General features: G+C 65.6%; 15 protein-coding genes and 1 tRNA gene. 11 read left to right on the forward strand and 5 right to left on the reverse strand.

The annotated features are described in order from the left end of the window. The first annotated feature begins 182 nt into the window (after positions 1-182). From ACZ9BC_RS03010 to ACZ9BC_RS03035, 6 genes are all read left to right on the forward strand, one after another. A complete protein-coding gene (locus tag ACZ9BC_RS03010; protein ID WP_476244835.1) occupies positions 183-1,439 on the forward strand; it encodes an ABC transporter substrate-binding protein in 1,257 nt (418 codons plus the stop codon). A 57-nt stretch (positions 1,440-1,496) separates the two neighbouring features. After that, positions 1,497-2,501: a carbohydrate ABC transporter permease gene (locus ACZ9BC_RS03015; RefSeq protein WP_476244666.1), complete on the forward strand. Its 1,005-nt coding sequence runs from the start codon at positions 1,497-1,499 to the stop codon at positions 2,499-2,501. Further along, positions 2,498-3,415: a carbohydrate ABC transporter permease gene (locus tag ACZ9BC_RS03020; RefSeq protein ID WP_079596810.1), complete on the forward strand. Its 918-nt coding sequence runs from the start codon at positions 2,498-2,500 to the stop codon at positions 3,413-3,415. The genes ACZ9BC_RS03015 and ACZ9BC_RS03020 overlap by 4 nt, the downstream gene beginning before the upstream one ends. Next, positions 3,415-4,857 carry a GH1 family beta-glucosidase gene (locus ACZ9BC_RS03025; protein WP_476244667.1) on the forward strand — a complete coding sequence of 481 codons (1,443 nt, stop codon included), beginning with the start codon at positions 3,415-3,417 and terminating at the stop codon, positions 4,855-4,857. The genes ACZ9BC_RS03020 and ACZ9BC_RS03025 overlap by 1 nt, the downstream gene beginning before the upstream one ends. Positions 4,858-4,920: 63 nt before the next feature. Further along, on the forward strand, positions 4,921-5,937 hold the full coding sequence (locus ACZ9BC_RS03030; RefSeq protein WP_104443466.1) for a LacI family DNA-binding transcriptional regulator: 1,017 nt from the start codon (positions 4,921-4,923) through the stop codon (positions 5,935-5,937). 43 nt (positions 5,938-5,980) lie between these two features. Then, positions 5,981-6,997, forward strand: a complete 1,017-nt coding sequence (locus tag ACZ9BC_RS03035) for a Gfo/Idh/MocA family protein (RefSeq protein ID WP_476244836.1) — start codon at positions 5,981-5,983, stop codon at positions 6,995-6,997. Here ACZ9BC_RS03035 and ACZ9BC_RS03040 read toward each other — a convergent pair. Further along, complete coding sequence (locus ACZ9BC_RS03040) at positions 6,994-8,121, reverse strand: FUSC family protein (protein ID WP_079596806.1); 1,128 nt, start codon at positions 8,119-8,121, stop codon at positions 6,994-6,996. The genes ACZ9BC_RS03035 and ACZ9BC_RS03040 overlap by 4 nt on opposite strands. A gap of 254 nt (positions 8,122-8,375) precedes the next feature. Here ACZ9BC_RS03040 and pstS point away from each other — a divergent pair, with 254 nt between their 5' ends. The 4 genes from pstS (at position 8,376) to pstB (ending at position 12,502) form a co-directional block, all read left to right on the forward strand. Then, on the forward strand, positions 8,376-9,497 hold the full coding sequence (pstS, locus tag ACZ9BC_RS03045) for a phosphate ABC transporter substrate-binding protein PstS (RefSeq protein WP_476244668.1): 1,122 nt from the start codon (positions 8,376-8,378) through the stop codon (positions 9,495-9,497). Between the two features lie 105 nt (positions 9,498-9,602). Then, complete coding sequence (gene pstC, locus ACZ9BC_RS03050) at positions 9,603-10,535, forward strand: phosphate ABC transporter permease subunit PstC (protein WP_079596804.1); 933 nt, start codon at positions 9,603-9,605, stop codon at positions 10,533-10,535. After that, positions 10,536-11,648, forward strand: coding sequence for a phosphate ABC transporter permease PstA (gene pstA / locus ACZ9BC_RS03055; RefSeq protein WP_476244669.1), 1,113 nt, complete (start codon positions 10,536-10,538; stop codon positions 11,646-11,648). 74 nt (positions 11,649-11,722) lie between these two features. Then, positions 11,723-12,502 (forward strand): phosphate ABC transporter ATP-binding protein PstB, encoded by a 780-nt coding sequence (gene pstB / locus ACZ9BC_RS03060; RefSeq protein ID WP_079596802.1) that lies wholly within the window; start codon positions 11,723-11,725, stop codon positions 12,500-12,502. An 84-nt stretch (positions 12,503-12,586) separates the two neighbouring features. Here pstB and ACZ9BC_RS03065 read toward each other — a convergent pair whose 3' ends face one another. The 4 genes from ACZ9BC_RS03065 to ACZ9BC_RS03080 form a co-directional block, all read right to left on the reverse strand. Then, the gene (locus ACZ9BC_RS03065; protein WP_476244670.1) at positions 12,587-12,988 is read right to left on the reverse strand and encodes a hypothetical protein; all 402 of its coding nucleotides are present in this window, start codon (positions 12,986-12,988) and stop codon (positions 12,587-12,589) included. A gap of 165 nt (positions 12,989-13,153) precedes the next feature. Beyond that, positions 13,154-14,167 (reverse strand): inorganic phosphate transporter, encoded by a 1,014-nt coding sequence (locus ACZ9BC_RS03070; protein ID WP_079596800.1) that lies wholly within the window; start codon positions 14,165-14,167, stop codon positions 13,154-13,156. 1 nt (position 14,168) lies between these two features. Then, positions 14,169-14,786: a DUF47 domain-containing protein gene (locus ACZ9BC_RS03075; RefSeq protein WP_115523997.1), complete on the reverse strand. Its 618-nt coding sequence runs from the start codon at positions 14,784-14,786 to the stop codon at positions 14,169-14,171. Between the two features lie 303 nt (positions 14,787-15,089). After that, positions 15,090-15,749, reverse strand: a complete 660-nt coding sequence (locus tag ACZ9BC_RS03080) for a hypothetical protein (RefSeq protein ID WP_079596798.1) — start codon at positions 15,747-15,749, stop codon at positions 15,090-15,092. Positions 15,750-15,925: 176 nt separating this feature from the next. On the opposite strand from ACZ9BC_RS03080, the gene ACZ9BC_RS03085 reads away from it, so the two are divergent. Continuing rightward, positions 15,926-15,998 (forward strand) — tRNA-Lys (locus ACZ9BC_RS03085). Positions 15,999-16,093 lie beyond the last annotated feature (95 nt).

A 16,093-nucleotide genomic window follows, 5' to 3' on the forward strand; every position in this document is an offset into this window, starting at 1 on the left:
CGGACCTCCTGGGGATTCTCAGAGAGCGCTCTCTTGACAGTGATCTGCGCCACGCTTACAGTTGAGGAACTTGCCAGAGAGCGCTCTCTCAGCGCCGGTAGTTCCCCCACAAAGGAGTGACCTTGAAATTCGCACGTCGACATACTGCGGCCGCCATCGCGGGCGCAGCGGCCCTGGCCCTGATGGCCACCGGCTGCAGCGGCAGTTCAGAACAGGCAGCAAGCGCAGACAACCCCGTGGAACTCACGGTCACCACCTTCGGAACGTTCGGCTACGACGATCTCTACGGTGAATACGAGCAGGCCAACCCCGGAATCAAGATCAAAGCCACCAACATCGACCGCGGATCCAACGCCCGCACCGATGCCTTCACCAAGCTCGCGGCCGGCTCCGGCCTGAGCGACGTCGTAGCCATCGAGGAGGGCTGGCTCGGATCCATCATGGAAGTCTCGGACCAGTTCGTGGACCTGAACGAGCACGGCGCAGCGGACATCAAGGACAACTGGGTGGACTGGAAGTTCAAGCAGGGCACCGATCCGGACGGCCGCGTGATCGGGTACGGAACAGACATCGGACCGCAGGGCCTCTGCTACAACGGCAGCCTCTTTGAGGCTGCCGGCCTACCCAAGGACCGCGAATCCGTCGCCAAGCTCTTCGGCGGTGAGGACGCCACCTGGGAGACCTACTTCAAGCTCGGCGAGCAGTACAAGGCGGCCACCGGCAAGGCCTGGTACGACCAGTCCGGATTCGTCTGGAACTCGATGGTGAACCAGATGGAAGAGGGCTACTACACCAAGGACGGCGACCTTAACGTCGACGGCAACGCGGAGATGAAGGACAAGTTCGAGCTGCTGGCCGCCGGTACCGCCGCAGGGCTGTCCGCCAACCAGACCCAATGGGACTGGGGCAACGGCAAGGCCTTCACCGACGGCTCCTTCGCCACCTTCGTCTGCCCGGGCTGGATGCTCGGCACCATCAAGGGCCAGCTGGAATCAGCAGGCGGGGGCGCGGACAGCGGCTGGGACTTCGCCGACGTTTTCCCCGGCGGGGCCTCCAACTGGGGCGGTGCTTTCCTCTCCGTGCCCAAGACCTCCGAACATCCGGCAGAAGCTGCAAAGCTCGCCGCCTGGCTGACCGCACCTGAGCAGCAGGTCAAGCAGTCGGCCGCCGCCAACAACTTCCCCAGCACCCTCAAGGCGCAGGAGAAGCTCGTAGCGGACGCCACCCCCAACGTGCTCTTCAACAACGCCCCCACCGGCGTCATCCTTGCCAACCGCGCCAAAGGTGTGGTGGCCCAGTTCAAGGGACCCGACGATTCGGTCATCCAGGAGAACGTGTTCGGCCCCGCGCTGAAAATGCTCGACGCCGGCACCGCCGACGCTGACAAGGCCTGGTCCGAAGCGCTGACCCTCCTCAACGACCTGGTCGTAAAAAACTAGCACCACCCGCTGTGGGGCCTCCCCAACGGGAGGCCCCCCGATGGAGGGCAAAAGCCCATGACAACCACCCTGAACCGTCCCTCGAAACCCGCGGCCATCAAACCGAAACCCACCTTCAGGCAGCGCCTCAACGTCTTCGACGTCAAAGCATCGCCCTACCTCTACATCGCCCCGTTCTTCATCCTCTTCGCCCTGGTGGGACTCTTCCCCCTGATCTACACCTTCGTGGTGAGCCTCTTCGACTGGCACCTGCTCAAGGGCCAGGGCGATTTCGTGGGCCTGCAGAACTTTACGGAGGTCCTGCAGGACCGCTTCTTCTGGAACTCCCTGTTCAACACCGTGAGCATCTTCCTGCTGTCCGCCATCCCGCAGCTCGCCGTCGCGCTCTTCCTGGCCGCCATGCTTGACCAGAACCTCCGTGCCAGGACGTTCTGGCGGATGAGTGTCCTCCTGCCGTACATCGTGACGCCCGTGGCAGTGGCCATGATCTTCACCAACATGTTCGGCGAGCAGTACGGCCTGATCAACAACGTCCTGGGCAACTTCGGCCTGGACCCCGTGATGTGGAAGAGCGAGACGCTACCCAGCCACATCGCCATTGCCACCATGGTGAACTGGCGCTGGACCGGCTACAACGCCCTGATCCTGCTGGCCGCAATGCAGGCCGTTCCCCGCGACCTCTACGAGTCCGCCGCCCTGGACGGCGCCGGAGCCGTCCGCCGGTTCTTCAGCATCACCCTGCCCAGCATCCGTCCCACCATGGTTTTTGTGGTTATCACCTCCACCATCGGCGGACTGCAGATCTTCACCGAACCGCGCCTGTTCGATCCCGCCACAGCCGGCGGCTCCCAGCGGCAGTTCCAGACCACGGTCCTGTACCTCTGGGAAATGGCCTTCCAGCGGCAGAACTTCGGCAAGGCATCCACCATCGCCTGGCTGCTTTTCCTGATCATCGTGCTGTTCGGCGTCATCAATTACCTCATCTCCCGGCGGATCGCCACCGCCGACGCCGCCAAGCCCTCCAGGGCTGCCCGGAGACGTGCCGAAAGGACCAAGCGATGAGCACCATCGAGGGGGCAGCGCCCGCCGGATCCAGCACCGCCGGCAGACCCGCGCCCGCGCCTGCCCGTTCCACCCTCCGCAAACGCATTTTCGGCTCCGGGGAAAAGCCCGGATTCCTGACCTACGGCCTGCTCCTGGCGTTCCTGCTGTCCTCGGCCTACCCCCTCTGGTGGTCCGCGGTGATCGGCAGCCGTTCCAACGAGGCCCTCGGTGAAACCTGGCCGCCCCTGCTGCCGGGCGGAAACTTCTGGACCAATGTGGGCGAGGTCTTCGACACCATCCCCTTCTGGCTCGCGCTGGGCAACAGCGTCCTGATTTCCTGCATCATCACCGTCTCGGTGGTCGGGTTCTCCACCCTTGCCGGGTACGCCTTCGCCAAACTGCGCTTCAAGGGCCGGAACGGGCTCATGCTGATGGTCGTGGCCACCATGGCCATCCCCACCCAGCTGGGCATCATCCCGCTCTTCATGGTGATGCGCACCCTGGGATGGACCGGCGAGATCGGCGCCGTGGTGGTGCCCACGCTGGTCACGGCGTTCGGCGTCTTCTTCATGCGGCAGTACCTGGTGGATGTGATCCCGGACGAACTCATCGAGTCCGCCAGGATGGACGGCGCCAGCATGATTTCCACTTTCCGGCACGTGGCCATCCCGGCCGCCCGGCCCGCCATGGCCATTCTGGGGCTCTTTACTTTCATGACGGCCTGGACCGATTTCCTCTGGCCGCTGCTGGTGCTTGACGCCGGCAACCCCACTTTGCAGACGGCGCTCAGCCAACTGCAGTCTGCCCGCTACGTGGACTACTCCGTGGTCCTCGCCGGAGCGGTGCTGGCAACCCTCCCGCTACTGGTGCTCTTCGTACTGGCCGGCAAACAACTCATCTCAGGAATCATGCAAGGAGCAGTGAAGGGCTAATGCAGCACCCAACGTACACAAGGCAATGGCCCGAGGGCTTCCTGTGGGGATCGGCGACGGCGGCCGCACAGATCGAGGGCGCCGGCCACGAAGGCGGCAAGGAAGATTCCGTGTGGGACCACTTTGCGAGGCTTCCGGGCGCCATTGCCCAGGGCGACAACCTTGAGCAGGCAGTGGACCACTACCACCGGATGCCCCAGGACGTCCGGCTGATGAAGGAGCTGGGACTGGACTCGTACCGGTTTTCCACCAGCTGGGCCCGGGTGCGGCCGGGGGACAGGGCCGTCAACCACGAGGGCCTGGATTTCTACTCCCGGCTGGTGGATGAGCTCCTCGAAGCGGACATCCTGCCATGGCTTACCCTTTACCACTGGGACCTGCCCCAGGCGCTTGAAGAAAAGGGCGGCTGGGCCAACAGGGACACCGCCTACCGGTTCGTGGAGTATGCAAACGACGTCTACTCGGCACTGGGGGACAGGGTCCGCCATTGGACCACGTTCAACGAGCCGTTCTGCTCTTCACTCCTGGGCTACGGATCCGGCGTCCACGCTCCCGGCCGGCAGGACCCGGCGGCGGCCATCGCCGCCGTGCACCACCAGCACCTGGCCCACGGGCTGGCGGTAAATGCGCTGCGCAGCCGCGGAGCCCAGCAGCTGGGGATCACCCTCAACCTGAGCAATTCCATCCCGCGGGACAGCACGGACCCGGTGGACCTCGACGCCGCACGCCGGTTTGATTCGCTGCAGAACAGGATCTTCCTTGACCCCCTCCTTCGGGGAAGCTACCCGGAAGACACCCTCCGTGACCTGGCACCATTCGGCTTGCAGGACGTCATTCTTCCGGGGGACCTGGAAACCATCAGTGCGCCGCTGGATTTCCTGGGAGTGAACCACTACCACGACGACCTCATCAGTGGCCACGCCGACGACGCCGGAAGCGACGGCCACTCCGGCGGCGCCGAACGGCCCTCCGCCTCACCCTGGATCGGTTCCGAGGACATCTCGTTTCCCAGCCGCGGGCTGCCGCGGACAGCAATGGGCTGGGAAGTGAACCCGGGCGGGCTGCGCACCCTGCTGGTCCGGCTGGGGGAGGAGTACCCGTCGCTGCCGCCGTTGTACATCACCGAAAACGGCGCCGCGTACGAGGACATTGTCAGCCCGGACGGCGCCGTGCACGATGAAGAGCGGACCGGGTTCATCCTGGAGCACGTGGCCGCCGTCGGCGAAGCAATAGACCAGGGCGCGGATGTCCGCGGCTACTTCGTCTGGTCCCTGCTGGACAACTTCGAATGGTCGTGGGGCTACGGGAAGCGCTTCGGTATTGTCCGCGTCGATTACGGCACTTTCGAAAGAACGGTCAAGGACAGCGGCAAGGCCTACGCGGAACTGATTGCCGCCGCGAAGCGGAACGCCTCCCGGCTCGCTGCATCCCTGCCCGCCTAAACTGAAATCCCCGGCCCAGTGCCAGCTAGATCACTGTGCCAGCTAGATCACGGAGCGAAGATTGTGAAGCCAGACCCGAGCGGAAGCCGGCCAACGCCCACCCTTGAAATGGTGGCAGCGCTGGCCGGCGTCTCCCGCGCCACTGTCTCGCGGGTGGTTAATGACGTGCCGAGCGTCGATGAAGAGATAGCGGCCAAGGTGCGGCAGGCCATTCTCGCAGTGAACTACACGCCCAACCGGGCGGCGCGTTCCCTGGCCAGCAGGCGGCCCAATTCGGTGACGCTCATTGTGCCGGAGTCCACGTCCAAGGTGTTCGCGGACCCGTTCTTCGCGTCCGTGGTGCAGGGCGTGGCCCTGTACCTGGCGGACACGGACTACACGCTGAACATGGTGATCGCCTCCGAAGCCAAGCCGGAAAAGACCAGGGCATTCCTGCTGGGCGGCAATGTGGCCGGTGCCCTGGTGGTGTCACACCATGCGGGGGACAGGTCCTGGACGCACCTGAGTGACTACATCCCCATGGTTTTCGCCGGCAGGCCGCTGGGCGAGAGTGCCAGCTACTACGTGGACGTGGACAACGAGGCCGCAGCCGCGGGAGCAACCCGGCTGCTGATCAAGCGTGGGCGGACCAACATTGCCACCATCGCCGGGCCCCAGGACATGCCGCCGGGCATCGACCGCGTCAGCGGCTGGAGAAAGGCCATGGCGGAGGCCGGACTGGATGACTCCCTGGTGGAGTACGGGGATTTCACCCTTGCATCAGGAGCGAAAGCGATGCGGCGGCTGCTGGGCAGCGGGCGGCCGGTGGACGGGCTCTTTGTCGCCAATGACCAGATGGCCGCAGGTGCCTACACGGTGCTGCAGGAACGCGGGCTGCGGATTCCCGACGACGTCGCGGTGGTGGGGTTCGATGACGATTCGTTCGCCACATCCGTCAATCCCCAGCTGACCACGGTCCATCACCCGATTATTGAGATGGGAAAGAAAATGGCCGAGATCCTGGTGAACCTGATTGAGGGGAAAGACGCCGACCGTGTAACGCAGATTCCCACGTCCCTCGTGGTCCGGGACTCCGCCTGATGGGGGCGCCGGAGAAAACACCGCCGGCAACGCCCAGCGCGTCCTGCGGTGGGGTGTTGTTGCCACCGGCAGGATCGCCCACCGGGTCACCCGAGACCTCGCCTGCCTTGAGGACGCGGAACTGCATGCCGTGAGTTCCCGGAGCGAGGATTCCGCCCGCGCCTTCGCCGAGCAGCACGGCTTTGCCCTGAGCTACCACGACACACCGGCCGCAACCGGCCACAGGCAGTTGTTTGCCGACCCCCTGGTGGACGTGGTGTACATCGCCACGCCCCACGCCCAGCACTTCGAGGTTGCCCGTGCAGCCCTCAACGCCGGCAAGCATGTGCTGTGCGAAAAGCCGCTCACCATCAACGCCCGCGAGGCCCGGGAGCTGGTCCGGCTGGCCGGCGAACGCGGGCTGTTCCTGATGGAGGCAGTCTGGACCCGCTTCCTGCCGGCAACCCGCCGCGCCCTGCAGCTTATCCGCGAGGGTGAGATCGGCGCGGTCCGCTGGGTGCAGGCGGATCTCGGGTTCCCCGCTGTTTACGATCCGACCGACAGGCTGTGGGATCCGGCTGCCGGCGGCGGCGCGCTGCTGGATCTCGCGGTGTATCCGCTGACCTGGGCGGTGGCGGCCCTCGGATTTCCCGCCGCGCTCAAGGCCAAAGGGCACCTGAACCAGGACGGCGTGGACGTGCAGACCACCCTCACCCTTGAGTATCGGGAGGGCGCCGCAGCCCAGCTGATCTCATCGATCCAGGCCGCCGGTCCGGGCATGGTCACCCTCAGTGGAACGGCGGGCTGGATCAGGACAGGAGCCCCGCTCTACAACCCAAGGACCGTGGAAATCTGCGGGCGCGACGGCCGCACCAGGATCGAGGAATTCCCCGAGGACACCGAAGGCTTCATCCACGAACTGCGCGAAACCGCCCGGTGCATCCGCGCCGGCCTGCAGGAGAGCCCGCTGATGCCATGGACCGAAACGGTGCAGGTGATGCAGCTGCTGGACGAAGCACGGCAGCAGCTGGGGCTTCGCTACCCGAACGACGCCGTTTCGTCCCCAGCCGCCGGCAACTAAAGCGCCGGCAGCACGTCCCGGGCTTCGCGGGCGTCCATGCCGGTGGCCTCCAGCAGGTCCACCATCAGCGGCCGGTACAGCATCACCACTGTTTCGCCTTCCAACCGCTGCACCTCCAGCAGCCTCGGGTGCAGCCGCAGCGCAATCTCGCTCAGGTCCCGCCGGGCCGTCCGCAGGTGGGCGCGGCGGACGCCGTCGTGCGTTTCCGCGAGGCCCAGCGACAATTCATCAATCGCGGCAGCGGTCTCCTGCAGCACCTCCGCAATGTTCGCGGTGGCTTCGTCGGAGAGGGCGGCGTGGTTGATGGCGCTGGTGAGGCGGCGCGCAAAAACGCGGCTGTTCCTCAGCGCCAGGTCGATGAAATCGAGCGACTGCTTCAGCTGGTCCAGTTCCTCACGGTGCCGGCGGTAGGCGGGCGCGAGCCTGGCCACCTCGCCCGACGCCCGCAGCGAATGCCGCATCGCGTCCACCAGGGGCTGGCAGTTCCTGCCCCGCACCAGCGCATGCCAGGCCCGCGTCGAATCGCTGTCAGCCAAGGCCTCCGCGCACTCACGCAGCACCTCCGCCAGCTCATGGAGGAGCTTCTGCACGTCCTTCCGGGGCTCCCTGCGGGGATCCTTGGGGACCAGGATTGTCACCAGCAGGGCGAACAGCCCGCCGATGACGGCGTCGATGCTTCGGGTGAAGGGCCCGCCGGCGGGGGCCGGGAGCAGCACTACCAAGAGAGACTGCAGGCCCAGCTGCGTAGTGAAGATGTTGCCGCTGTCCAGGAAGCGGGCCAGCAGGATGGAGAACAGAAGGACGACGGCGGCCTGCCAGATTCCGCTTCCCAGCCAGTGCAGGAGCAGGTCACCCACCGCGATGCCGATGGTGCAGCCCAGGCCCACCTCCACGACGCGCCGCAGCCGCGGTTCCCGGGAAAACCCCAGCGCAATCAGCGACGAGGTGGCCGCGAAGAGCGGCCCCGAGTGGCCCAAGACGTATTCGGCGAAGGCGTAGGCACCCACCGCACACACGGTCATCTGGATGGCCGGAACAAGCGAGTTCCGGCTCCGGATCAATCCGGTGCGGATACGGCCGCGCAGGAAACGCCTGCCTGCTGAAAGTCCTGCTGCGGGAGCCATGCCGTCCAGTCTATTTGCTGCCTGTGACGTTTATTTTGCGGCTGGCCCACTACGGCCGCAGATGTGATCCGCGCAATGGTGACCCGGCATTTGTAAGCCAATATCCCGCGGTCGTTAATGTTCCGTTCACCTTGGGCAGGGCATCCCTTTACCTGCGGCCCCTAACTTCGATGAAGGTACAAAACGTACGCATCGCGCTGCAGGGTTCTCCGTCCCTGTCCCGCACCTGAATAACCCTGGAAGGGGTACATCTAGTGAAGGCACTCCGCTTCGGCCGCCACGCGGCTATCGCTGTTATCGCAGCCGGCGCACTCGCGCTCACCTCCTGCGGTTCAGACAACGCCACCAACACCGCGCCCGGCGGCACCCAGACTGCTGGCGGCGCCAAGGTCACCGGCACGCTCACCGGCATCGGCTCCTCCGCGCAGGGCGCGGCAATGGACGCCTGGAAGACAGAGTTCGCCGCCGCCAACCCCGGCGCCACTGTGCAGTACTCCCCGGACGGTTCCGGTGCAGGCCGCAAGGCCCTCCTGGACGGATCCGCCCAGTTCGGCGGTTCCGACGCTTACCTGAAGGACGACGAGTACGCCACGTCCCAGACCGTCTGCGGTCCTGACGGCGCACTGAACATCCCGGTCTACATCTCGCCGATCGCCGTCGCCTTCAACCTGCCCGGCATCACCGAACTGAAGCTGGACGCCGCCACCGTGGCCAAGATCTTCCGCGGCGAGATCGCCAACTGGAACGATCCCGCCATCGCCGCCCTCAACGAAGGCGTGAACCTGCCTGACCTCAAGGTCACCCCGGTGAACCGCTCCGATGACTCGGGCACCACCACCAACTTCACCGACTACCTGGCTGCCGCTGCACCCGAGGTCTGGACGGACAAGGCCTCCGGCGTTTGGCCTGCATCCCTGCAGGGCGAGAACGCCAAGGGCACCTCCGGCGTGGTCAAGACCGTCACCGACACCCCCGGCGCCATCACCTACGCGGACGACTCCGCAGTGGGCGGAACCCTCGGTGTTGCGCAGATCAAGGTCGGCGAATCCTTCACCGAAATCTCCGCCGAAGCCGCAGCGAAGGCTGTTGACGCAGGCACCCCGGTTGAAGGCCGCTCCGCCAACGACCTGTCCATCAAGCTGGACCGCAAGACCACCAACGAGGGCGCCTACCCCATCGTGCTGGTGTCCTTCCACGTCGTCTGCTCCACCTACGACAGCCAGGAAACCGTTGACCTGGTCAAGGCCTTCGAGAACTACGTAGTCTCCGAGGAAGGCCAGCAGGCCGCCGCGGATTCCGCCAAGTCCGCTCCGCTCTCCTCCGAGCTGGCTGAGAAGGCCGCCAAGGCCATCGATTCCATCAAGGTCAAGTCCTAATCACCGCACCAAACCCGGGTTCCCCGCCTGCCACAAGGCAGTGCGGGGAACTTCGGTTTGACCGCAACATCTTCCAGTGTCAGTAAACGATCGAAGGGCCGTCGAATGACCGCCACCCCCTTGACCAGTAACCAGGGCGCCGCCCGCGCCGGGGACAAGATATTTTCCGGCGCAGCACTGGCCGCCGGTTGCCTCATCCTCGCCGTCCTCTTCGGCGTCGCGCTCTTCCTGGTGGTCCAGGCAATCCCTGCGCTCACAGCCCCGGCCGCCGAGATCCAGGGCGGGGAAGGCTTCTTCGCCTACATCTGGCCCATCGTGATCGGCACGCTCATTGCGGCTGCCATCGCACTGGTGATCGCCACTCCAATCTCCATCGGTGTGGCCCTGTTCATCTCGCACTTCGCCCCCCGCCGCCTGGCGGCAGGACTGGGCTACGTGGTGGACCTGCTCGCCGCCATCCCGTCCGTGATCTACGGCGCCTGGGGTGCCGCTTTCCTGGCCAAGGAAATCTCCCCGGCCTACAACTGGCTCGCCGCGAACATGGCCTGGCTGCCCATTTTCCAGGGACCTGCCTCCGCCACCGGCAAGACCATCCTGACGGCCGGCATCGTCCTCTCCGTTATGGTGCTGCCCATCATCACCTCCCTGTCCCGCGAGATCTTCCTGCAGACCCCCAAACTGCACGAGGAAGCCGCGCTTGCCCTCGGTGCCACGCGCTGGGAAATGATCAAAATGTCCGTCCTGCCCTTCGCCCGGCCCGGGATCATCAGCGCCGTCATGCTGGGCCTGGGCCGTGCGCTCGGCGAGACCATGGCCGTGGCCCTGGTGCTCTCCTCCGGCGCACTGACCGCCAGCCTGATCCAGTCCGGGAACCAGACCATCGCCGCGGAAATCGCCCTGAACTTCCCGGAGGCAAGCGGCCTCAAGGTCAGCACACTGATCGCCGCCGGCCTGGTCCTGTTCGTCATCACCCTGGCCGTGAACATGATCGCGCGCTGGATCATCACCCGGCACAAAGAATTCTCGGGAGCCAACTAAATGACCTCCACGCTTACCCCGGTGCGCAGCAAGCGCTCGGCACTCACCAAGGGCCAGCTGCCCAAGTACGCCCCCTACGTGGTCCTGGCCGCCGCGCTGATTGTGGGCGCGGCCATCCTGGCGCTCGTGGGCTTCAATGCCTTCGGCTGGGGGATCGTCTCGGCACTGCTGTTCGCCATCGGCCTGGTGTCCTGGAGCACCGTGGTTGAGGGTTCCCGCAAGGCGAAGGACAAACTGGCCACCTGCCTGGTGGTGGGATCCTTCCTGGTGGCACTGCTTCCGCTGATTTCGGTGATCTGGACCGTCCTCGTGAACGGCGTGCCCGGCCTCCTTAACCCAGGGTTCCTCACCACCTCCATGAACGGCGTCACCGGCGTGTTCGACAACCGGGCGGTGGAGAACGGTACCCCTGTGCTGGGCGGCATTTATCACGCCCTCCTGGGCACCGTGCAGATCACCCTGCTGGCCACCCTCATCTCCGTCCCGGTGGGCCTGCTCACGGCCATCTACCTGGTGGAGTACGGCAACGACGGCCGCCTTGCCCGGGCCATCACCTTCTTCGTGGACGTGATGACCGGCATCCCGTCCATCGTTGCCGGCCTGTTCGCCGCGGCCTTCTTCTTCGCCGTGGTGGGCCCGGGCACCAAGACCGGTGCCGTGGCCGCCGTCGCCCTCTCAGTGCTGATGATCCCCGTGGTGGTGAGGTCCAGCGAGGAGATGCTGAAGATTGTCCCCAACGAGCTGCGCGAGGCGGCGTACGCCCTGGGCGTGCGCAAGTGGCGCACCATCGTCAAGGTGGTCATCCCGACGGCGATCTCCGGCATCGCATCCGGCGTCACCCTGGCCATCGCCCGGGTCATCGGCGAGACGGCGCCCATCCTGGTCACGGCGGGCTTTGCCACCAGCATCAACTCCAACGTCTTTGGCGGCTGGATGGCCTCGCTCCCCACGTTCATCTACACCCAGATCCTGAACCCCACCTCGCCGGCCAACCCGGACCCGTCCTCCCAGCGGGCCTGGGGCGCCGCCCTGGTGCTGATCATCCTGGTGATGATCCTCAACCTGGGGGCCCGGCTGATCGCCAGGGTCTTCGCCCCCAAGACCGGCCGCTGACCGCCGCACTGCCCTTCCGGTACACCCCGCCGGATCCTAGACTTCAATTCATACCCAGTTAGTGAAGGAACACCATGTCTAAGCGCATCGACGTCAAGGACCTGAACGTGTACTACGGCGATTTCCTCGCCGTGGAGGACGTCACCATCAACATCGAGGCCAAGTCCGTCACCGCCTTCATCGGCCCGTCCGGCTGCGGCAAGTCCACGTTCCTGCGGACCCTGAACCGCATGCACGAGGTCCTTCCCGGCGCCCGGGTGGAGGGCGAGGTCCTGCTCGACGGCGACAACCTGTACGGCCCCGGCGTGGACCCGGTCACGGTGCGCTCGCAGATCGGCATGGTGTTCCAGCGGCCCAACCCGTTCCCTACCATGTCCATCCGGGACAACGTGCTGGCGGGCGTCAAGCTGAACAACAAGAAGATCTCCAAGGGCGAGGCGGATGTCCTGGTGGAACGCTCGCTGAAGGGCGCCAACCTGTGGAACGAGGTCAAGGACCGCCTGGAGAAGCCCGGTTCGGGGCTGTCCGGCGGCCAGCAGCAGCGCCTCTGCATCGCCCGCGCCATCGCGGTGGAGCCGCAGGTGATCCTCATGGACGAGCCGTGCTCCGCCCTGGACCCCATCTCCACCCTGGCCATTGAGGACCTCATCAACGAGCTCAAGGACCAGTACACCGTGGTGATCGTGACGCACAACATGCAGCAGGCTGCCCGCGTTTCGGACCGGACCGCCTTCTTCAACATCGCCGGCACCGGCAAGCCGGGCAAGCTGATCGAGGTGGGGGATACCCACACCATCTTCAGCAACCCGAGCCAGAAGGCCACTGAGGACTACGTCTCCGGCCGTTTCGGATAAACATCCGCTTCGGATAAACACCGCTGGAAACGCCGCTGCCGCCTGAGGGTTGGCAGCGGCGTTTTTGTGCTTATGGCGGCCGTGCTATTCCGGGACTTCCAGCTGGAACCCGCAGCGGCAACGCAGCACCCTGGTGGGCAGGCACACGGCGCTGAGCCCGCTTCCGCTGGTGCTGCTCCGGTAGCAGAGCCGCTCGATCTCGAACTCGGCTTCCTGCATGGGAAAGCCGCAGTGGATGTAGTCGTCCCCGAAAACAATCACTTTCGCCATCCAGCGCACCTGGTGCAGTGCCGCCGCAACATCGGCGGCGTAGGCAAGGTGCTCCTGGAACAGGTTGCAGTCATTGCAGGTGTAGGAGACCGTGACCAGGTCCCCGCCCACGGCTCCCAAGGCCATGATGGCGTGGATGGTGAGCCGGTGTTCGGTTCCGCAGGTCCCGCATTGGAGTGGCCGTGGCTGGGGGTGCCGGGGATTCGAGGTAGACATGATGCCTGCTCATTTCCGCGATGTGCATCCGGGCCGCCGGCATTCTGCAGCGGCTAACGCCCGTGGCCCTGCACGCGGCGGTGGGCGGCAGTCCCCGGCGACAGTGCGGAGGGGGCTTCATCCGAATCTACGTCACCGGCGTACGGCTGTACAGGGTTTTGGGGGTCAGCCGCCGATCGGGGAAAGCGCCAGCGCCAGGACGAAGGCCAGGGCAGCCGTGGCGGCCGGCGTCAGGACCCAGAGGCCCACGATCTGGATCACCAGCTTCCGGTTGGTGACCGAAAAGTGCTGGTTCTCGCCCGCACCCAGGACGGCCGAGGTGACCGTATGCGTGGTGGACAACGGCCAGTGCAGCCCGATGGCGCCCAGGAACAGTATGACGGCGCTGAAGATTTGCGCCACAGAGCCCCGCAGCGGATCGATGCGGGTGATCTTGTATCCGATGGTGTGGGATATCCGCCAGCCGCCGAATAGCGTCCCCGCCGTAATCATCACCGCGGAAAGCAGGGCCACCCACATGGGGATGGTGCCGCCGTCGGAATAGCCTGCGGCCAGGAGGGAAAGCAGCAGGACCGCGCTGACCCGCTGGCCGTCCTGCAGGCCGTGGCCGAAGGCGACGGCTCCCGCCGCGATTGCCTGGCTGCGGCGGAACCGCTGGTTGACCACGTTGGGCTGGGTGTGGCGCGCCGCCCAGGTGGCGGGGTAGACCAGCATGAATGCTCCGCTGTAGGCCACCAGGGGGGACAGGACCAGCGGGAGGACCACCTGGAACAGCAGCGACTGGTCCACGCCGCCCACGCCGGTGCCGCCCACCGCCAGGCTCGCCAGACCGGCACCGGCCAGGCCGCCCACCAGCGCATGGGTGGAGGAGGCGGGAATGCCGCGCCACCACATCAGCAGCCCCCAGGCGAAGGCGCTCGCGAGTCCGGCCACCACGATGCTGAGGCCGTCCGTCCCCGGCGGCAGGGTGATCCAGTGCTGGCTGACGGCCACGGCCAGGGTGGCACTCAACAGTGCACCTATGAAGTTGAAGAAGGCGGCCAGCAGTACCGCGACGCTGGGAGTCAGCGCACGGGTACGGGTGGCCACCGCAACCGAGGTGGAGACGTCGCGGAAGCCGTTCAGGAATGCAAACCCGGCGGCCAGCAGGACCACCACGCCGAAGATGACTGGCGTCACCCTAGGATTCCTTGACGATGATGCTGCCCACCTGGGTGGCGATCCGCCGCATGTCCTTGGTGACCTCCACCAGCTGGTTGGCGATGTCCCGGTTGCGCGAGTACTGCGCCCACTTCATGTCCTTGATCATGTCCGCCACCCATACCCGGTGTGTCCGCTCGGCGCGTTTGGCCAGGCGCAGGATTTCGATCCAGTAATCCTCAAGGTCATCGAGGTTGTTCAGCCGGCGCATGGCATCCACGGTCAGTTCGGCCTGCCGGCTGATGATCTCCAGCTGGTCCGCCGCCCGCTTGGGCAGCCGCTCCAGCTTGTACAGGGCCACCAGCTCCGCGGCGGCGTCCAACTTCTCCATGGCTTCGTTGAGGTAGCGGGAGAGGGCGTACATGTCCTCCCTGGGGAGCGGGTTCACGAAGCTGGTGCGCATGTGGGTCAGGAGGGCGAAATGCAGTTCCGCGGACTTGGCCTCGTGGTTGTGCATGTCCTCAACGAGTTTGCCGTGTTCCGCCGCGGGGACTCCCAGGATTTCCGCGAGGGTGGCGCCGGCCAGCACAATCTGCTGTGCCATCTCAGAGAGGAGGTTCAGCCCGGCGGGCTCCTGGGGAAAAAGGCGCAGCTTCACAGTAATTACCGGTCTCCGGGGAAAGTACAGGGCGGGGATTGCCGCCGTGTGACTTGACTCCGGCAGGCAACTGACGCTAACTCTACCGGTCCGTAACTGCACGGCTGAAAAGGGCCCGCGGAAAATCGGCTGACAGGAAACGGGCAGAAAAATGGTGCCGAACCGGATACGCCTCTCGGCGGTAGGCCGCTCTAGGCGGCTGAGTGTTGAAGCCCGGGGGTTTCGCGGTTCGGCACCGGTTTCAGTTTTCTACGTTGCCGCCCGCAAGTCAATCTTGACAGGTGGGCCACTGCGGGGGACGGGTCAGTCCAGTTCGCCCAGACGCCATGCGTTGGCGGCGTGCTCCAGGTCTTCGGCTGTTTTGACCAGCTGGTGCGAATTGCGCGTCAGCCTGCTGGCGTGCGCCTCGTTGGCGTGCTCGGCGCCATCGGCGATGGTTGCCTGGCCCAGGGCTACCACGCGGCAGAAAGCGGCGGAACGTTCCAGCGCGACGTCGAACTCGCCGTCGAACGCTCCGGACAGGATGGCATCGGCCATGGCGATCATCTCGTCCGCGCCGGGAGGCTCGGCTGCACCTGCCACCACATTGGAGACCTGCGCGGTGTCCTTGCCCGCACGGAAGTACACGGAGATACGCTCCGGGTCCTGGACGGTGGCGGCACGCAGGGCATAAAGCCGCCACAGCGCACCGGGAAGTGAACGGGCGGGACTTTCGGCCCACATCTCCGCGATGGCTTCAAGGCCCTGCTCGTCGGCGAGCTTCACCAGCCGCTCGGTAACCACGGGATCGTCGCTGTCCCGGCCATGGCGGACCAGCGCCTGGGCGGCAAGGTGGGCGGCTTCAGAGACGCGGGCGGGATCGGCGCCGCCCGCGAACGGCTCGAAGTCGATGGGAGCGAAGGGTTTGGGCTTGTGGTGCCGGTTCGCGCCGCCGTAAGGACTGGATCCTGCTTGCTCACTCATGCCCCCACGCTACTCCTGTGCCGCAATGGAAATCGAGCATCCGGGGGCCCTCTTCCATGTCCGACGGCGGCGCCCGGGTTGTGTGCGGAGACGCCGGAACCATGGGTTAGAGTATTAACGTCCAGAAATGGATTGGGCCGGACGGGCGGACACAGCGTGTTCCAACCAGCCGGCAGGGGCCTTTAGCTCAGTTGGTAGAGCATCGGACTTTTAATCCGTGGGTCGTGGGTTCGAGCCCCACAGGGCCCACCGTTTAAGCAGGCCAGAGGCATTTAGCCTCTGACCTGCTTTGGTTTTCTGCGTAAGGTGACCCCGCTGCACATGCGATGTGGTGGCGCCGTCGT

Source organism: Pseudarthrobacter sp. TE3704 (assembly GCF_056279405.1).

Excerpts from the sequence above, each read along its gene's own strand:
- pstA (WP_476244669.1), top strand. The coding sequence starts at position 10,536 with ATGACCTCCACGCTTACCCCGGTGCGCAGCAAGCGCTCGGCACTCACC.
- ACZ9BC_RS03010 (WP_476244835.1), top strand. The coding sequence starts at position 183 with ATGGCCACCGGCTGCAGCGGCAGTTCAGAACAGGCAGCAAGCGCAGAC.
- ACZ9BC_RS03080 (WP_079596798.1), bottom strand. The coding sequence starts at position 15,749 with ATGAGTGAGCAAGCAGGATCCAGTCCTTACGGCGGCGCGAACCGGCAC.
- pstB (WP_079596802.1), top strand. The coding sequence starts at position 11,723 with ATGTCTAAGCGCATCGACGTCAAGGACCTGAACGTGTACTACGGCGAT.
- ACZ9BC_RS03040 (WP_079596806.1), bottom strand. The coding sequence starts at position 8,121 with ATGGCTCCCGCAGCAGGACTTTCAGCAGGCAGGCGTTTCCTGCGCGGC.
- pstC (WP_079596804.1), top strand. The coding sequence starts at position 9,603 with ATGACCGCCACCCCCTTGACCAGTAACCAGGGCGCCGCCCGCGCCGGG.
- ACZ9BC_RS03020 (WP_079596810.1), top strand. The coding sequence starts at position 2,498 with ATGAGCACCATCGAGGGGGCAGCGCCCGCCGGATCCAGCACCGCCGGC.
- ACZ9BC_RS03015 (WP_476244666.1), top strand. The coding sequence starts at position 1,497 with ATGACAACCACCCTGAACCGTCCCTCGAAACCCGCGGCCATCAAACCG.
- ACZ9BC_RS03065 (WP_476244670.1), bottom strand. The coding sequence starts at position 12,988 with ATGTCTACCTCGAATCCCCGGCACCCCCAGCCACGGCCACTCCAATGC.
- ACZ9BC_RS03025 (WP_476244667.1), top strand. The coding sequence starts at position 3,415 with ATGCAGCACCCAACGTACACAAGGCAATGGCCCGAGGGCTTCCTGTGG.